Raw genomic sequence first — 15,225 nt, 5'->3', positions numbered from 1 at the left:
TTCATGCAGTTGAAGGCACATGGTAGAGCAAGCGCGATAGCAAATCAACATGGATGACAAGAACGTCATGATGCGTTATCGTTAAAGATTGTCTTGCCACCCAACCTTTACCAACACAGGAATCGCATGAAATCCGTCTTCCAGAAGTCCCTGTCGCTGACCGTCCTGGCCAGCAGCCTGTTGAGCCTTGGCGCCGGCGCCGCACCCGCCAACGATCCGGCCACGCTGGCGCAGATCCGTGACAGCGCGATGAACAGCGACTGGGCCTACGAGCGCCTGGCCGACCTGACCGACCTGGTGGGCCCGCGCCTGTCCGGCTCCGTGGGCGCGGCGGCGGCGGTGGAGCAGGTGGCCGCCGCCATGCGCAAGCTGGGCGCCAAGGTCACGCTGCAGCCGGTCAAGGTGCCGCACTGGGTGCGCGGCGAGGAGAAGGCGGAAGTGGTGGAATACACTGGCCGTCCCAATGGCGTGACGCAGAAGGTGGTGCTGACCGCGCTGGGCGGCTCGGGCGCCACGCCGGCCGCCGGCCTCACCGCGCCGGTGATCGTGGTGCGCAGCTTTGATGAGCTGAAGGCCAAGGGCGCGCAGGTCAAGGGCAGCATCGTGTTGTTCGACGTCGCCTTCGACCAGGAGATGGCGGACCGCGGCGAGGCCGGCGCGGCGTACGGCGCCGGTTCGCGCATCCGTACCCAGGGGCCGCGTCTGGCGGCGGAGATGGGCGCCGCGGCGGCGCTGGTGCGCTCGGTTGGCGGTGCCAACTACCGCATTCCGCACACCGGCGCCACCGGCCTGGTGGACGGCGCGCGCATTCCCGCCGCCGCCGTGACGGCGGAAGACGCGATGCTGATCAGCCGCCTGTCGGCGCGCGGTCCGGTAAAACTGCACCTGACGCTGACGCCGCAAACGCTGCCGGACGCCGACAGCTTCAACGTCATCGCCGACTGGCCGGGCACCGACAAGGCCGACGAAGTGGTGATCGTCTCCGGCCACCTGGATTCGTGGGACCTGGCCACTGGCGCCCACGATGACGGCACCGGCGTGGCCGGCGCCATGGGCGTGATCGAAACGCTGAAGAAACTGGACCTGCATCCGCGCCGCACCATCCGCGTCATCGCCTGGATGAACGAGGAAAACGGCACCCGTGGCGGCCGCGCCTACTTCGAGGCCAACAAGGACAAACTGGACAAGCACTTCGCCGCGATTGAATCCGACGAGGGCGGCGGCCGTCCGTTCGGCTTCATCGCCAGCGTGACGCCGCCGATGGTGAAGTATTTCGCGCCGCTCAAAACCGCGCTGGAGCCGATCGGCGCCGGCATCTTCCAGCGCCGCGACCAGGCGGCCGGCGCTGACATCGGCCCGCTGGAGCGCGGCGGCGTGCCATCGTTCCAGCCGCTGGTGGACGCCAGCTTCTACTTCAGCTACCACCACACGCCGGCCGACACGCTGGACAAGGTCAGCCCGCTGGAGCTGAAGCGCCACGTCGCGGCCATGACCTCGCTAAGCTGGTTCCTGGCCAATATGGATGAGAACATCGGCCGCGTCGCCAAGCCGGAGTAAGACGTGCGCCGGGCCTGGCCCGGCCATGATAGCCTTGTGTTCAACAAGGAGGCCATCATGGACAAGCTACACTACAAGGGGTGGGACATCATACCCACTGCGCTGCCCACCCCGGACCACAAATGGACGGCCAGTTGCGACCTGGCGCGCGTGGATGGCAACGGCGAACAGGTGTTCGAAGGCGCCACCATGCAGTTTGTGCGCGACCAGAAGGAAGACGCCATCACCGCCGCCTGCGACGAGGCGATAGTCCAGATCGACAATATCATCGCCAACCCGCTGGTGCGGATGGCCTGATGCCGCGCGCTGGCGGCTTGTGATACCATAGCCACATGACCGTCCTGTTAAGATCATTCGTCGTTTGGCTGATGCTGCTGGCGCTCCCGTACCAGGGATACGCAGCGGCACAGATGATGCTGTGCGTCGCGCCCGCGGCCAGCAGCGCGGCGGATGCCGCGAACATGGTCATGCCGGCCGGCCCGCACGATCACGCGGCCATGATGGCCGCGCAAGCCAAGGCTGGTCATGATGCGCATGACGGCGCCTCCACCCACACCAGCATGAAGTGCAACGGCTCCGCATGTTGCGCGGCCGTGGCGCCGGCGCTGGCGCTGGACGTGGCTGCGGCCACGCCATTGCCTGCTCGCGCGATTGCCTTCTACTCCGATTTCCTCCCCGCGGTCGACCTGGCCCACCCCGAACGTCCCCCTCAAGGCCGCAACGCCTGATCACACGACAGCGCCGCGCGTTGCCCGCGCGGGCTGGGTATTTCACAACGATTCTTGAGGTAAGAGGACATGACTTCCCTGTACAAACTCGCCGGTGGCGCCAGTTTGCTGGTGCTGCTGGGTGGTTGCGCGTCGCTGTCCGGCGATGCCGGCTTTGGCGCGGCGGCGGCCGTGAGCGAACAGCGCACCGGCGCGCCCGCCAGCGTGGCCGGCCATCTGCCGCGCAATGAGGACGACGCGCGCGCGCTGGCCGCGGTCGTCGGCAAAAAACTCGAACAGCCTTTGGCCGCCGACGACGCGGTGCAGATTGCGCTGCTGAATAACCGTGGCCTGCAGGCGACCTACTGGACGCTGGGCGTGGCCGAAGCGGACCTGGTGCAGGCCGGACGCCTGCAAAATCCGGTGCTGGACTTCAAGCGCAGCCACGGCGGCGGCGAGGTTGGCATCGAACGCACGCTGACCTTCAATCTGGTCGGCCTGATGACCGCACCGATGGCCAGCCGCATCGAAGGCCGGCGCTTTGCGCAAACCAGGCTGCTGGTGGCCAACGAAGCGCTGAAGGTGGCCGCCGACACGCGCCGCGCGTGGGTGGAGGCGGTGGCATCGACCCAGATCGCCGACTACGCCAGGCAGGTGGAAGAGTCGGCGCAGGCCAGCGCAGAACTGGCGGAGCGCATGCGCAAGGCCGGCAACTGGAGCGCGCTGGATATGGCGCGCGAACAGGCCTACCACGCGCAGACGCTGGCCGATGTCACGCACACGCAAAAGGCCGCCGTGGCCGCGCGCGAAAAGCTGACCCGCCTGCTGGGCCTGAGCGGCGAACAGGCGGCGTCCTACCGCTTGCCGGATCATCTGCCCGATTTGCCCGCGGCGCCGCGCGAACTGGCGGACGTCGAACAGACCGCCGTCAACGAGCGGCTGGACATTCAGGCAGCAAGGCTGGATACCGAGCAGACCGCGTCCACGCTGGGCCTGACGCGCACCACGCGGTTCATCAATGTGCTGGACCTGGGCGCGGTGCGCAACACCGAGGGCCCGGCCGCCACGCGCGGCTACGAGCTGACGCTGGAAATTCCGCTGTTCGACTGGGGCTCGGCGCGGGTTGCGCGCGCGGAGGCCACGTATATGCAATCGGTGAACCAACTGGCGCAGGCGGCGGTGCATGCGCGCAGCGAGGCGCGCGAGAGTTATGCGGACTACCGCGCGTCGTATGAACTGGCGCGCCACTACCGCGATCAGGTGCTGCCGCTGCGCAAGCAGATCGCCGACGAAACGCTGTTGCGCTACAACGGCATGCTGATGAGCGTCTTTGAGTTGCTGGCCGATGCGCGCGAACAAGCCACGGCAGTCAGCGGCTACATCGGCGCGCTGCGTGATTACTGGGCCGCCGACGCCACGCTGGAGGCCGCGCTGGGCGGCCGTCTGTCCACGAACAAAGGAGTACAACCATGACCGACCGCAGATCCTTTTTGACCGGCGCGGCCACACTGCTGGGCGCCGGCATGGTGAGCAAGGCCGGCGCGGCCTCGTTGCCGGAAGCGCCGGTGCAATCGTCGGCCGCCACGCAGGCGCCGCTGGCGCCGCCGAATGGCCGCCCTTACAACCCGGTCGTCACGCTGAATGGCTGGACGCTGCCATGGCGGATGAAGGAGGGCGTCAAGGAGTTTCATCTGGTGGCCGAACCGGTGGTGCGCGAGATCGCGCCCGGCATGAGCGCCAACCTGTGGGGCTATAACGGCCAGAGTCCCGGCCCGACCATCGAGGTGGTGGAGGGCGACCGGGTGCGCATCTTCGTCACCAACAAGCTGCCGGAGCATACCAGCGTGCATTGGCACGGCCAGCGTCTGCCCAACGGCATGGATGGCGTGACGGGCCTGACGCAGCCTGGCATCCCGCCGGGGAAGACGTTTGTGTACGAGTTTGTGGCCAGGCATGCGGGCACCTTCATGTACCACCCGCATGCGGATGAGATGGCGCAGATGGCGATGGGCATGATGGGTTTCTGGGTCACGCATCCGCGCGATCCCAAGCTGCATGCGGTGGACCGCGATTTCGTGTTCCTGCTGAATGCCTACGATATCGATCCGGGCAGCTACACGCCCAGGGTCAACACGATGACGGACTTTAATCTGTGGACCTTCAACAGCCGCGCCTTCCCCGGCATCGATCCGATGGTGGCGCGCAAGGATGACCGGGTACGCATCCGCGTCGGCAATCTGACCATGACCAATCATCCGGTGCATCTGCATGGCCATACGTTCGAGGTGGCGGGGACGGATGGCGGCTGGGTGCGGCCGTCGGCGCGCTGGCCGGAGGTGACCACCGATATCGCGGTGGGGCAGATGCGGGCGATCGAGTTTGTCGCCGATGCGCCGGGGGATTGGGCCTTCCACTGCCACAAGTCGCATCACACGATGAACGCGATGGGGCATTCGGTGCCGACCATGATCGGCGTCGATCACAGTGGCGTGGCGGAGAAGATCAACAACCTGGTGCCGGGCTATATGGTCATGGGCGACAAGGGCGGGTCGATGGGGGGCATGCAGATGCCGCTGCCGGAGAATACGCTGCCGATGATGGCGGGGGAGGGGCCGTTTGGCGGATTGGATATGGGCGGCATGTTCACGGTGCTGAAGGTGAGGGAAGGGCTGGCGCGGAACGATTACAAGGATCCGGGCTGGTACAAGCATCCGTCCGGCACCGTGGCGCGTGAGTGGACTGGCGACGTGCCGGAAGCGCCCCGCGCGCCGGGTGCGCCGCCGTCCAGGCCATCAGAGGCGATGGACGTGAAGCGGGACGGTGATATGCACCACCATCACTGAATGGTCGCGCGTTTTCGTCGCACGCCAATGTCCGAGCCCGGGATTTGATCCATCGCGGTGGATTTGCTAGTATCGCAAGATCTATGAAGCCACCCCGCTACCCTGAACAAATCCTGCTCCTGCCCTATGTCGGCAAGTGGACTGTGCTCGCCGGGCTGATTGCGGTGCTGAGCGGCACGGCGTCGGCGTTTTTTCTGTTTGCGCTGGACTCCGCGACGCACTGGCGCGAAACGCATGCGTGGATCATCTGGCTGCTGCCGCTGGCCGGCTTCGCGGTCGGCTGGATTTACCTGAAGGTGGGCAGCAGTGTCGAAGCGGGCAACAACCTGCTGCTCGATGAAATCCATGATCCGCAAAAGGTCGTGCCGCTGCGCATGGCGCCGCTGGTGTTGTTCGGCACCGTGGTGTCGCACTGGTTCGGTGCTTCGGTGGGGCGGGAGGGCACGGCGGTGCAGATGGGCGGTACGCTGGCCGACCAGTTGACGCACGTGTTCCGCCTGCGTCACAGCGAGCGGCGCATTGTGCTGATGGCCGGCATCAGCGCCGGTTTCGCGTCGGTCTTCGGCACGCCGCTGGCCGGCGCCATCTTCGGACTGGAGGTGCTGGCCATTGGCCGCCTGCGCTACGACGCCATCTTTCCCTGCATGGTGGCCGCCATCGCCGCCGACCAGGTGGGCATGGCGTGGGGAGTGCATCACACGCATTACCCGATGGACGCCATGGCGCCGATGACTTTCTGGAGCGTGCTGGCGGTGCTGGTGGCGGGCGTTGTGTTTGGCCTGGTCGGCATGGCCTTCGCCAAAACCACGCATGCCGCATCGGCCTTCATGAAGCGTCGTATCGGCTACGCGCCGCTGCGGCCGATGATCGGCGGCGCGGTGATAGCGCTGGCGGTGTGGTGGCTGGGTACGCGCTACATAGGCCTCGGCATTCCGGTCATCGTGGAAGCGTTCCAGCAGCCGGTGGCGCCCTGGGATTTCCTGGGCAAATATGTGTTCACGGTGGCGTCGCTGGGCAGTGGTTTCAAAGGCGGCGAGGTCACGCCACTGTTCTACATCGGCGCCACGCTGGGCAATGCGCTGGCGCCGTTGCTGCACCTGCCGTTCGCGCTGCTGGCGGGACTGGGCTTCGTGGCGGTGTTTGCCGGCGCCGCCAACACGCCGCTGGCGTCCACCATCATGGCGATCGAATTATTCGGCCCGCAGATCGGGCCCTACGCGGCGCTGGCCTGCGTGGCGGCGTACCTGTTTTCCGGCCATTGCGGCATCTACCGCTCGCAGCGCGTCGGGCTGCGCAAGCACCGCTTGCCGCCGGTGGCGCGCGACCGGCAGCCGCCGTTATCGTAGGCGGGCGATCAGATTCTGTGCATCGAAGGGCGCGCGCACCTTGATGTCGTTATCGAAGTAGCAGTAGATGTCGCGGCTGGCGCGGCGCGGCGGCTCTTGGTCGCTGACGCGTTTCGCGTCCGCCGGCTGGCCGCCGGCGGACCAGGCGCGGATGCGTGCCGCCCAGCCGTCCAGCGCGGCATCGTCGTAGCCGCTGGCGTAGAGCTCTTCCGCGCCGTGCAGGCGCAGATACATGAAGTCCGCCGTCACGTCCTCGTAGTCCGGCCATTTGCCGGCGGTGTCGGCCACCACTAGCGCCACCTTGTACTTGCGCAGCAACGCGACGAATGCCGGATCGTTGAAACTCTCGTGGCGGATTTCCAGCGCGTGGCGCAGCTTGTGATTGGCGTCGATGTCGAGCGCCACGCGGCCGTTCATGCGCGGTTCGTGCCGGCGCGCCAGCGTTTGCGCCGCGCGCAGATCGCGCGGCAGCAGCTGGAAGAAGTGTTCCAGCCGCTCGGCGTCGAAGCGGAAATTGGGCGGCAGTTGCCAGAGAAACGGGCCAAGCTTTTCGCGCAGATTGAAGACGCCGGACGCCATCACGTTGGCCAGCGCGGGCTCGATGCCTTCGCCCAGCCGCAGGATGTGGGTCAGATAGCGGTTGCCTTTGTGGCTGAACACAAAGCCCGGCGGCGTGGCCTCGTACCAGGCCGTGTAGCTCGACGGCCGCTGCAGCGAGTAGAACGACCCGTTGAGCTCAATGGTCGGCAGCGCGCGCGCAGCGAATTCCAGCTCGCGCGCCTGCGCCAGGTCCGGCGGATAAAACACGCCGCGCCAAGGCCGGTAACGCCAGCCGGAGATGCCGATGTAGATTTTGCCCATGCGCCGACTATAGCCACATCCGGCAGGGGCGGTCGCCACGTTAATGTTGTCTGGCAGTTATGCAGAGTTCATGTCATAATATCGGGCTGTTTGGGCTCCGATGGTGAAATTGGTAGACACTGCAGACTTAAAATCTGCCGCCGCAAGGCGTGCCGGTTCGATTCCGGCTCGGAGCACCATCATGCCACCCCGCCATCCGGAGCGGTCCTTTGACCGTGCGGCCGGCATGCTACCATTGCATATTCTTGATAGCGGGTTAACACATGGCGTCTGAAAAAGTGGTAAAGCTGGGATTGGTGGCGGCGATGGTCGCCGTCGTGTTGGGCGTGGCTGGCTACGTGGTGGTGTTCTGGCATAACTACCAGGGCTGCCAGCAACTGGAGGCGGAGGCTGCGCGCAACGGCAAGCCGATGTCCTGCGGCGATATCAAGGCGGCCGCCAAAGCCGCCGCCAAGGCGCAGAACGCGCGCTAGGCGTTTTCCACCAATCTGAATCCGGCCCACGACAGCGTGGTGATTTCCATGACCAGCACCGCCGGCCCCTCCTGAATGGTACCGGCCAGGCGGTAGACGGCGTCGCGCACTTCGTTGATGGTTTCGTTGCCGCTGTAGCAGAACTCCCCCTCCGGCAGGTAGTAGCCCTGGCCATCGTCCGCCTTGATGGCGCCGGCGATGTTGTACTTCGCTAGTTCGGCCCGCAGGCGCTCGTGGGTGTCGCCGTGGGCGGCGGCGTAGGATACGCGGATGATGTAGTTGACCATGTTAATTCCCTGTTATCGATCCCGCATCATGGCATAAAAAAACGCGCCGTAGCGCGTTTTCCATGCTCAGCCCTGACCTTAGCCCTGACGGCGCCGGCGGCGCGCCAGCATGCCGACCGCACCCAGGCCGGCCAGCATCATGGCGTAGGTTTCCGGTTCCGGCACGGCGGTCACTGCGGACACCGCGTGCGTCGTGAAGGTGGTGTAGTTGCCATATTCGTTGGTGGTGTACTGCTGTCCCGCCGGCGGGGTCGAGTAGCCGTAGTAGCTGGAGATGCCGACCGTGTTCGTGCCCAGCGAAACATTGCCCAGCGTCAGACTGAAGTGGGCGGTGCTGCCTTGCTGGTAGACCGACTCGGTGTACTGACCCCAGAAAGTATAGGTGTAATAGCCGGCCGGGGCGGTCATGTTCTGGCTGCCGTTGCCGCGCAGATCCAGGCTCGGCGCGGCGCCGGTGCTCCAGTAGCCCGGGCTGCCGACGTACGGCGTGGGCGCGGTCGCGCTCAGGATGGTGGCGCCGTTCGGAATGTAGACGGTGAAGCCGTCGAGACCGGTCTGCGTGCCGACGTAGCCCTGGCCGACGTTGGTGACCGCGTAGTTGAACACATACTGGTTGGTTTGGCCCGCCACGGCGGTGGCCGATGATTGCAGGGTGTATTGGCCGGTCAGGTCGGTGACGGTGGCGCCGGCAAGGTGGCTGAACGCGGCGAGCACGCCAGCGGTGGCCAGTTTGAGAGACATTTTTGCAATCATGTTATTTCTCCAAAGAATTAATATTTACTTCTATGCATCAAAGGTAACATGAATGCAGATTAATGTCATTTCTAAATTGAAATTCCCGTTGTAAATCTGCAAAAGAAAAGCCCCGAGCAGACGGAACCTGTCGGGGCTTTGGGTCAATTGGCGGAGAAAGCACGTTTGACTGGCGAGCATCTTAATATGGCTTTCTTAAAATTGCCTTAGTCGCCATGTTGCAAGTTGATGCTGTTGGCCGAAGGCAGGATGGTGTAGCATGCTGGACGGCGTTTGGGCGGGTCCCGGCGCCGGTACTTCAAGGATAGATATGCAAATCAAAATTAATGACGTGCTGCGCTCGTACATCGAGCCGCTGACTGAAAGTGAATATCAAGCGCTGGAGCGCAGCATCCTGACCGAAGGCTGCCGCGACGCGCTGGTGCTGTGGGAAGACGTGCTGGTGGACGGCCACAACCGCTATCAGATCTGCCAGCAGCACGGCATTCCGTTCAAGGTGACGGAGAACACCAGCTTCCGCAACATCGAGGACGTGAAGCTGTGGATGATCGATAACAACCTGGGCCGCCGCAGTATCTCCGATTACCAGCGCGGCGTGCTGGCGCTGCGCAAGAAGGAAATCATGACCGCGCGCGCGCTGGAGATGGCCGCCGAGGCGGCCGCCGAAGACGCCAAGATCGCGCCGCCGGAAGGCGAGGACGCGCCGAAAAAGCCGGCTGCCATGCCGCTGGTGTCGCGCGAGGAAATCGCCCGCGCCGCGCGCCTGAGTACCGCCACCATCGGCCAGATCGAAAAGATCCAGAAGACCGCCACGCCGGAGCTGGTAGAGGCGGTGCGCGCCGGCACCATCTCGATCAACGCCGCGGCCACGGTGGCGTCGCTGCCGGAAGAGCAGCAACTGGCGGCGGTGGCTGGCGGCAAGAAGGAGTTGCAGAAGGCGGCCAAGGAAGTGCGCGAGCTGCGCGCCGCCTCGCGGCCGGCCAAGGAGTCGAAAGAGACCAGGCCGGCGATCGACTACGGCGATGTGCCCACCGACGTCGCCGAGCTGCGCGCCGAGAACATCGCGCTGCGCGAGAAGAACGCCGCGCTGCTGGAGGAGATCACGGTCCTGCAGCGCCGCATTTCGGAACTGGTCAGCGCCTGATGATGACCCGCGCTCCGTTGGCTTTCCTGTGTGCCGCGTCGGTGAGCGCGGCGGTGGCGGCGCCGGCCGCCGTTCCAGCAACCGAGACCGCGCGCCTGAAGGCCGCCGCCCAGCGCGTGACCATTTTGCGCGACAAGTGGGGCATCCCGCACGTCTACGGCAAGACCGACGCCGACGCGGTGTTTGGCCTGGTCTACGCGCAGGCCGAGGATGACTTCCCGCGCGTGGAGCTGAACTTCATCAACGCCATGGGCCGGCTGGCCGAGGTGGAGGGCGAGGCGGAGCTGTATAAAGACCTGCGCATGAAGCTCTTCATCAACCCGGAGGACCTGAAGCGCCAGTATGTACAGGCGCCGGCGTGGCTACAGAAGCTGATGAACGCCTGGGCCGATGGCCTGAACTACTACCTGCAAACGCACCCGGACGTGAAGCCGGCGCTGCTGACGCACTTCGAGCCGTGGATGGCGCTCAGCTTCAGCGAGGGCAGCATCGGCGGCGATATCGAAACCATCGACATCAAGCAGTTGCAGGCGCTGTACGCGGATGGCGCCAAATTGCCGCTGATGCCGCCGGTGCTGATGTCGGCCGGCGACGGCATCGATCCCGACAAGGAACCGGGCGGCTCGAACGGCTTCGCCATCGCGCCGGCGCTGACGAAGAACAAGCACGCGCTGTTGATGATCAACCCGCACACCTCGTTCTACTTCCGTCCCGAAGTGGCGGTGCACAGCGAGGAGGGCCTGAACGCGTACGGGGCCGTGACCTGGGGCCAGTTCTTCGTCTACCAGGGTTTTAACGACCGTATCGGCTGGATGCATACGTCCGGCGGCGGCGACGTGATCGACGAGTACCTGGAAACCATCACGGAAAAGGACGGCCAGTTCTTCTACCAGTACGGCAACGAACAGCGCCCGCTGAAGGCGGTCGATATCACGCTGCCGTACAAGATCAGGGACGGCATGGCCAGCAAGACGGTGCGCGTCTACTACAGCCACCACGGCCCGATCGTGCGCGCCAAGGACGACAAGTGGGTCGCGGTGCGCCTGATGAACGAGCCGTTGAAGGCGCTGACGCAGTCCTTCACCCGCACCAAGGCACGCAATTACAAGGCGTTCTACAAGTCGATGGCGCTGCGCACCAATTCGTCCAATAACACCGTGTACGCGGACGCCGACGGCAATATCGCTTACTTCCACGGGAACTTCATCCCGCGCCGCGATCCCCGGTTCGACTGGAAGCATCCGGTGGACGGCAGCGACCCGGCCACCGAGTGGCAAGGGCTGCACGAGGTGAAGGAAACCATCACGCTGTTCAATCCAAAGAACGGCTGGATCCAGAACACCAACAACTGGCCGTTCACGGCGGCCGGCGCCTACAGCCCGAAGGTCAAGGATTATCCGGCGTATATGTCGATGAATCCCGAGAACCCGCGTGGCATCCACGCCGTGCGCGTACTGGAAAACAAGAAGGACTTCACGATCGACAGCCTGATCGCCGCCGCGTACGACAATCAGCTGCCGGCCTTTGAACCCTTGCTGCCGCAACTGTTTGCCGCGTACGACGCGCTGCCGGCGGACGATCCGCGCAAGGCCGCGCTGGCGCCGCAGATCCAGGCGCTGCGCGGCTGGGACATGCGCTACACACTGGCGTCGACGGCCACTTCGCTGGCGATCTACTGGGCGCAGGATTTGTGGACCACGTATCAGCCGGCCGCCAAGGCGAAAGAAGTGCAGGTGCTGGACTATATTCACGCCGCGATCACGCCGCAGCAGCGGCTGGAGGCGCTGGAGCGCGCGACCGCGAAGTTGACGGCGGATTTCGGCAGCTGGCAGACGCCGTGGGGCGAGATCAATCGCTTCCAGCGCCTGACCGGGGATATCGTGCAGCCATTCGACGACAGCAAACCGAGTCTGCCGGTGCCATTCGCCTCGGCCAACTGGGGATCGCTGGCGGCGTATGGCATGACGTCGAAGCAGAAGACCAGGCGCATCTACGGCGAGCGTGGCAACAGCTTTGTGGCGGCGGTGGAGTTCGGGCCGCGCATCAAGGCGCGCAGCATACTGGCGGGCGGGGAGAGCGGCAATCCGGCGTCGCCGCACTTCAACGACCAGGCGGCGATGTATGCGCGCGGGGAGTTCAAGGAGGTGTTGTTCTATCGGGGTGACGTGGAAAAAAACCTCGAACGCAAATACCATCCTGGCGAGTAGGCTTTCACCCCAAACGGAAGGGGTCTGACCCCGTACGGGGTCAGACCCCGGCGCGGCGGTGTGCGGGGTTCGCCGGTGCCGTCAAGGCTGGGGGTATACCACCGGCTCCGGATGCTCCACCTCCGACACCCTGACCCACTGCAAATTCTCCACCTTGTTGTTGCGCACATTGCCGTCGCGGTGACGCACCGCCGGCAGCTTGTTCGGATTCGGCAGGAACACCTCCGCCACCAGATCGTGCACGTAAAACTCCCCGGTGCGCGTGCCGCCGCGCAGCTTCACTTTCAACCCTTCCGGATACAGCGTCGGCTTGATGGCGGTGACCTTGGCGCCGGCCGCCAGCAGCACCCGGCCGTCCTTCGAGACCTTGTAATAGTCGCTGCCGACCACCGGTTTGGCGTCGGCCACCAGTATCGAATACGCGAAGCCCAGGGCCAGCACGGCGATGATGATAAGGATGAGATAAGTCATGCGCCGAATCTTAGCAGTTAAATCGCGTCAAGCGAACGGCGAATATCGGCCTTTAAATCCCCTAAATCTTCAATTCCCACCGACAGCCGGATCAGGCCATCGCCGATGCCCAGCGCCGCCCGCTGCGCCGCCGGGATGGAGGCGTGCGTCATCAGCGCCGGGTGTTCGATCAGGCTCTCGACGCCACCCAGGCTCTCGGCCAGCGCGAACACCTGGCAGCTTTCGAGGAAGCGGCGCGCGCCCGGCAGGTCGGTATCCAGGTCGATCGAGATGATGCCGCCGAAACCCTGCATCTGGCGTGTGGCCAGCGCGTGCTGCGGATGCGATGCCAGCCCCGGATAGAACACCTTGCGCACTTCCTTCTGCTGCTCCAGCCACTGCGCCAGTGCCAGCGCGCTGGCGCAGTGGCGCTCCATGCGGATGGCCAGCGTCTTCACGCCGCGCAGCGCCAGGAAGCTGTCGAATGGACCGGCGATGGCGCCGACGGAATTCTGCAGGAAGGCCAGCTGCTCGCGCCATGCCTGCTGCCGCTCCTCGCCGCCCACCACGGCGATGCCGCCGATAATGTCCGAGTGGCCGTTCAGGTACTTGGTGGCCGAGTGCACCACGATGTCGAAACCATGTTCCAGCGGACGCTGGACGATGGGGCTGGCGAAGGTGTTGTCGGCCACCGCGATGATGCCGCGTTCGCGGCAGATCTGCGCGATGGCCTGCAGGTCGGCCAGCTTGAGCATCGGATTGGTCGGCGTCTCGACCCACACCATTTTCGTCTCCGGCCTGAGGGCGGCCAGCAGGTTCTCGGGCTTGGTCAGGTCGACGTAGGTGAAATCGTGGCCGGCGCTGCGGCGGCGCACCCGTTCGAACAGGCGGTAGGTGCCGCCGTACATGTCGTCGCCGGCGATGATGTGCGAGCCGGCGTCGGCCAGCTCCAGCACCGTCGATATCGCCGCCAGGCCGGAGGCGAAGGCAAAGCCTTGCGCGCCGCTTTCCAGGTCGGCCACGCAGCGCTCCAGCGCCCAGCGGGTGGGATTGTGCGAGCGGCCGTAGTCCAGGCCCTTGTGCACGCCCGGACTGTCCTGCACGAAGGTGGAGGTGGCGTAAATCGGCGGCATGATGGCGCCGGTCGATGGATCGGGCGATTGGCCGGCGTGGATCACGCGCGTGGCCAGGGCAGCTTTGTGGTCGCTCAAGATAAAGTCCTTCGCAGATGGTTAAGCAGGTCGTAACGGGTAATCAGGCCGTAGAAGGTGTCGCCGTCGGCCACCACGGCGGTCAGGCCGCGGTCGAGGATGTCACGCAGCGCGTGCAGATCGGCCGAGGGCTTGAGGAGTTCCAGCCGTTTGGTCATGGTGCTGCCGACCTGCTGGTTGAAGCGCTCCGGCTCCGTGCCAACGGTCAGCAGCAGGTCGGATTCGTCGATGATGCCGGCCAGGTGGCCGCGTTCCAGCACCGGCAGCTGCGCCACGTCGGCGGCGCGCATGCGGTTGAAGGCGATCATCAGCGTGTCCGCCGGCGTGACGCTGATGACTTCTCCGGCGTCGAAGCGGCGGCCGATCAGGTCGCGCAGGTCGTTGTGGCGCGGGCGCTCCAGCAGGCCCTGGTCGCGCATCCAGCCATCGTTGTAGACCTTGGACAGGTAGCGGGTGCCGGTGTCGCACACCAGCGTGACCACGCGCTTGGGCGTGGTCTGTTCACGGCAATAGCGCAGCGCGGCGGCCAGAAGGGTGCCGGTGGACGAGCCGCCCGGAATGCCTTCCTCCTTCAGCAGGGCGCGCGCGGTGGCGAAGCTCTCCACGTCGGGAATGGTGTAGGCTTTTTTCACGCCGCTCATGTCGGCGATGGCGGGGATGAAGTCCTCGCCGATGCCTTCCACCGCCCACGAGCCGCTGGTTTCGGCGACTTTGCCGGTGGCGATGTACTCGGCCAGGATGGAGCCGGCCGGATCGGCCAGGATGAAGTCGACGTGCGGCGCCACTTTGCGGAAGTAGCGCGTCAGGCCGGTCAGCGTGCCGGACGAGCCGACGCCGACCACGATGGCGTCGACATCGCGGCCCATCTGCTCCCAGATTTCCGGGCCGGTGGTGGTTTCGTGCGCGAGCGGATTGGCGGGATTGTTGAACTGGTCCGCGAACCAGGCGCCCGGCATTTCGGCGGCCAGGCGGGCGGCGTAATCCTGGTAATACTCGGGGTGGCCCTTGCCGACGTCGGAACGGGTGGTGCGCACTTCGGCGCCCAGCGCCTTCAGGTGCAGCACTTTTTCAGTGGACATCTTGTCGGGGACGACCAGCAGCACGCGGTAGCCTTTCAGCCGTCCGACCAGCGCCAGTCCGAGGCCGGTGTTGCCGGCCGTGGCTTCGATGATGGTGCCGCCGGGCTGGAGCAGGCCCTCGGCTTCGGCCGCTTCGATCATGGCCAGACCGATACGGTCCTTGATCGAACCGCCGGGGTTTTGCGATTCCAGTTTGAGGAATAATTGGCAAGGACCGGTATCGAGGCGGGTGACCTCGGCGAGCGGCGTCTTGCCAATCAGGCTGAACAGTGCAGGTTGGCGCATACGTTCTCCTTTGGCATGATTG

Annotated in this window: 15 protein-coding genes and 1 tRNA gene; 10 read left to right on the top strand and 6 right to left on the bottom strand. The window is 65.2% G+C overall.

The genetic code is table 11. The features are described 5' to 3' along the window. Positions 1-126 precede the first annotated feature (126 nt). The 6 genes from FHW58_RS08495 (at position 127) to FHW58_RS08470 (ending at position 6,453) form a co-directional block, all read left to right on the top strand. The gene (locus FHW58_RS08495) at positions 127-1,557 is read left to right on the top strand and encodes a M20/M25/M40 family metallo-hydrolase (RefSeq protein ID WP_179672598.1); all 1,431 of its coding nucleotides are present in this window, start codon (positions 127-129) and stop codon (positions 1,555-1,557) included. Between the two features lie 57 nt (positions 1,558-1,614). Next, positions 1,615-1,854 carry a hypothetical protein gene (locus tag FHW58_RS08490; protein WP_179672597.1) on the top strand — a complete coding sequence of 80 codons (240 nt, stop codon included), beginning with the start codon at positions 1,615-1,617 and terminating at the stop codon, positions 1,852-1,854. A gap of 35 nt (positions 1,855-1,889) precedes the next feature. Continuing rightward, entirely contained in the window at positions 1,890-2,285 is a 396-nt protein-coding gene (locus tag FHW58_RS08485) for a hypothetical protein (RefSeq protein ID WP_179672596.1), read from the top strand. Positions 2,286-2,354: 69 nt separating this feature from the next. Further along, a complete protein-coding gene (locus FHW58_RS08480) occupies positions 2,355-3,737 on the top strand; it encodes a TolC family protein (RefSeq protein WP_179672595.1) in 1,383 nt (460 codons plus the stop codon). Next, the gene (locus tag FHW58_RS08475; protein WP_179672594.1) at positions 3,734-5,107 is read left to right on the top strand and encodes a multicopper oxidase family protein; all 1,374 of its coding nucleotides are present in this window, start codon (positions 3,734-3,736) and stop codon (positions 5,105-5,107) included. Before FHW58_RS08480 ends, FHW58_RS08475 begins: the two co-directional genes overlap by 4 nt. An 83-nt stretch (positions 5,108-5,190) precedes the next feature. Beyond that, complete coding sequence (locus tag FHW58_RS08470; protein WP_179672593.1) at positions 5,191-6,453, top strand: voltage-gated chloride channel family protein; 1,263 nt, start codon at positions 5,191-5,193, stop codon at positions 6,451-6,453. Here the strand turns inward: FHW58_RS08470 and FHW58_RS08465 are convergent. After that, positions 6,445-7,314, bottom strand: coding sequence for a DUF72 domain-containing protein (locus FHW58_RS08465; RefSeq protein ID WP_179672592.1), 870 nt, complete (start codon positions 7,312-7,314; stop codon positions 6,445-6,447). The two genes, FHW58_RS08470 and FHW58_RS08465, sit on opposite strands and share 9 nt — an antisense overlap. A 94-nt stretch (positions 7,315-7,408) precedes the next feature. On the opposite strand from FHW58_RS08465, the gene FHW58_RS08460 reads away from it, so the two are divergent. Both FHW58_RS08460 and FHW58_RS08455 read left to right on the top strand, forming a co-directional pair. Then, positions 7,409-7,493: transfer RNA gene (locus FHW58_RS08460), tRNA-Leu, on the top strand. An 84-nt stretch (positions 7,494-7,577) separates the two neighbouring features. Then, entirely contained in the window at positions 7,578-7,787 is a 210-nt protein-coding gene (locus FHW58_RS08455; RefSeq protein ID WP_179672591.1) for a hypothetical protein, read from the top strand. On the opposite strand, the gene FHW58_RS08450 is transcribed toward FHW58_RS08455, so the two are convergent. Continuing rightward, positions 7,784-8,074 (bottom strand): hypothetical protein, encoded by a 291-nt coding sequence (locus FHW58_RS08450; RefSeq protein ID WP_179672590.1) that lies wholly within the window; start codon positions 8,072-8,074, stop codon positions 7,784-7,786. The genes FHW58_RS08455 and FHW58_RS08450 overlap by 4 nt on opposite strands. Positions 8,075-8,152: 78 nt before the next feature. Continuing rightward, entirely contained in the window at positions 8,153-8,815 is a 663-nt protein-coding gene (locus FHW58_RS27445; protein ID WP_229265088.1) for a PEP-CTERM sorting domain-containing protein, read from the bottom strand. A gap of 322 nt (positions 8,816-9,137) precedes the next feature. Between FHW58_RS27445 and FHW58_RS08440 the strand changes: the two genes are divergently transcribed. Both FHW58_RS08440 and FHW58_RS08435 read left to right on the top strand, forming a co-directional pair. Continuing rightward, a complete protein-coding gene (locus FHW58_RS08440) occupies positions 9,138-9,971 on the top strand; it encodes a hypothetical protein (RefSeq protein ID WP_179672589.1) in 834 nt (277 codons plus the stop codon). Continuing rightward, the gene (locus FHW58_RS08435) at positions 9,971-12,178 is read left to right on the top strand and encodes an acylase (RefSeq protein ID WP_229265087.1); all 2,208 of its coding nucleotides are present in this window, start codon (positions 9,971-9,973) and stop codon (positions 12,176-12,178) included. The genes FHW58_RS08440 and FHW58_RS08435 overlap by 1 nt, the downstream gene beginning before the upstream one ends. 81 nt (positions 12,179-12,259) lie before the next feature. Here the strand turns inward: FHW58_RS08435 and FHW58_RS08430 are convergent, their stop codons facing one another. The 3 genes from FHW58_RS08430 to FHW58_RS08420 are packed head-to-tail and all read right to left on the bottom strand — an operon-like array spanning position 12,260 to position 15,203. After that, on the bottom strand, positions 12,260-12,649 hold the full coding sequence (locus tag FHW58_RS08430) for an HNH endonuclease (RefSeq protein ID WP_179672588.1): 390 nt from the start codon (positions 12,647-12,649) through the stop codon (positions 12,260-12,262). A 17-nt stretch (positions 12,650-12,666) separates the two neighbouring features. Further along, positions 12,667-13,839, bottom strand: a complete 1,173-nt coding sequence (locus tag FHW58_RS08425; RefSeq protein WP_179672587.1) for a PLP-dependent aspartate aminotransferase family protein — start codon at positions 13,837-13,839, stop codon at positions 12,667-12,669. Next, the gene (locus FHW58_RS08420; RefSeq protein WP_179672586.1) at positions 13,836-15,203 is read right to left on the bottom strand and encodes a pyridoxal-phosphate dependent enzyme; all 1,368 of its coding nucleotides are present in this window, start codon (positions 15,201-15,203) and stop codon (positions 13,836-13,838) included. Before FHW58_RS08420 ends, FHW58_RS08425 begins: the two co-directional genes overlap by 4 nt. Positions 15,204-15,225 lie beyond the last annotated feature (22 nt).

This window comes from Duganella sp. 1224 (genome assembly GCF_013408245.1).
In the GTDB taxonomy this organism is placed as follows: Bacteria; Pseudomonadota; Gammaproteobacteria; order Burkholderiales; family Burkholderiaceae_D; genus Rugamonas.
The sequence above is the reverse complement of the archived record's forward strand: the minus strand, read 5'-3'. Positions and strand labels throughout refer to the sequence as shown.

Excerpts from the sequence above, each read along its gene's own strand:
- FHW58_RS08495 (WP_179672598.1), top strand. The coding sequence starts at position 127 with ATGAAATCCGTCTTCCAGAAGTCCCTGTCGCTGACCGTCCTGGCCAGC.
- FHW58_RS08490 (WP_179672597.1), top strand. The coding sequence starts at position 1,615 with ATGGACAAGCTACACTACAAGGGGTGGGACATCATACCCACTGCGCTG.
- FHW58_RS08485 (WP_179672596.1), top strand. The coding sequence starts at position 1,890 with ATGACCGTCCTGTTAAGATCATTCGTCGTTTGGCTGATGCTGCTGGCG.
- FHW58_RS08480 (WP_179672595.1), top strand. The coding sequence starts at position 2,355 with ATGACTTCCCTGTACAAACTCGCCGGTGGCGCCAGTTTGCTGGTGCTG.
- FHW58_RS08475 (WP_179672594.1), top strand. The coding sequence starts at position 3,734 with ATGACCGACCGCAGATCCTTTTTGACCGGCGCGGCCACACTGCTGGGC.
- FHW58_RS08470 (WP_179672593.1), top strand. The coding sequence starts at position 5,191 with ATGAAGCCACCCCGCTACCCTGAACAAATCCTGCTCCTGCCCTATGTC.
- FHW58_RS08465 (WP_179672592.1), bottom strand. The coding sequence starts at position 7,314 with ATGGGCAAAATCTACATCGGCATCTCCGGCTGGCGTTACCGGCCTTGG.
- FHW58_RS08455 (WP_179672591.1), top strand. The coding sequence starts at position 7,578 with ATGGCGTCTGAAAAAGTGGTAAAGCTGGGATTGGTGGCGGCGATGGTC.
- FHW58_RS08450 (WP_179672590.1), bottom strand. The coding sequence starts at position 8,074 with ATGGTCAACTACATCATCCGCGTATCCTACGCCGCCGCCCACGGCGAC.
- FHW58_RS27445 (WP_229265088.1), bottom strand. The coding sequence starts at position 8,815 with ATGTCTCTCAAACTGGCCACCGCTGGCGTGCTCGCCGCGTTCAGCCAC.
- FHW58_RS08440 (WP_179672589.1), top strand. The coding sequence starts at position 9,138 with ATGCAAATCAAAATTAATGACGTGCTGCGCTCGTACATCGAGCCGCTG.
- FHW58_RS08435 (WP_229265087.1), top strand. The coding sequence starts at position 9,971 with ATGATGACCCGCGCTCCGTTGGCTTTCCTGTGTGCCGCGTCGGTGAGC.
- FHW58_RS08430 (WP_179672588.1), bottom strand. The coding sequence starts at position 12,649 with ATGACTTATCTCATCCTTATCATCATCGCCGTGCTGGCCCTGGGCTTC.
- FHW58_RS08420 (WP_179672586.1), bottom strand. The coding sequence starts at position 15,203 with ATGCGCCAACCTGCACTGTTCAGCCTGATTGGCAAGACGCCGCTCGCC.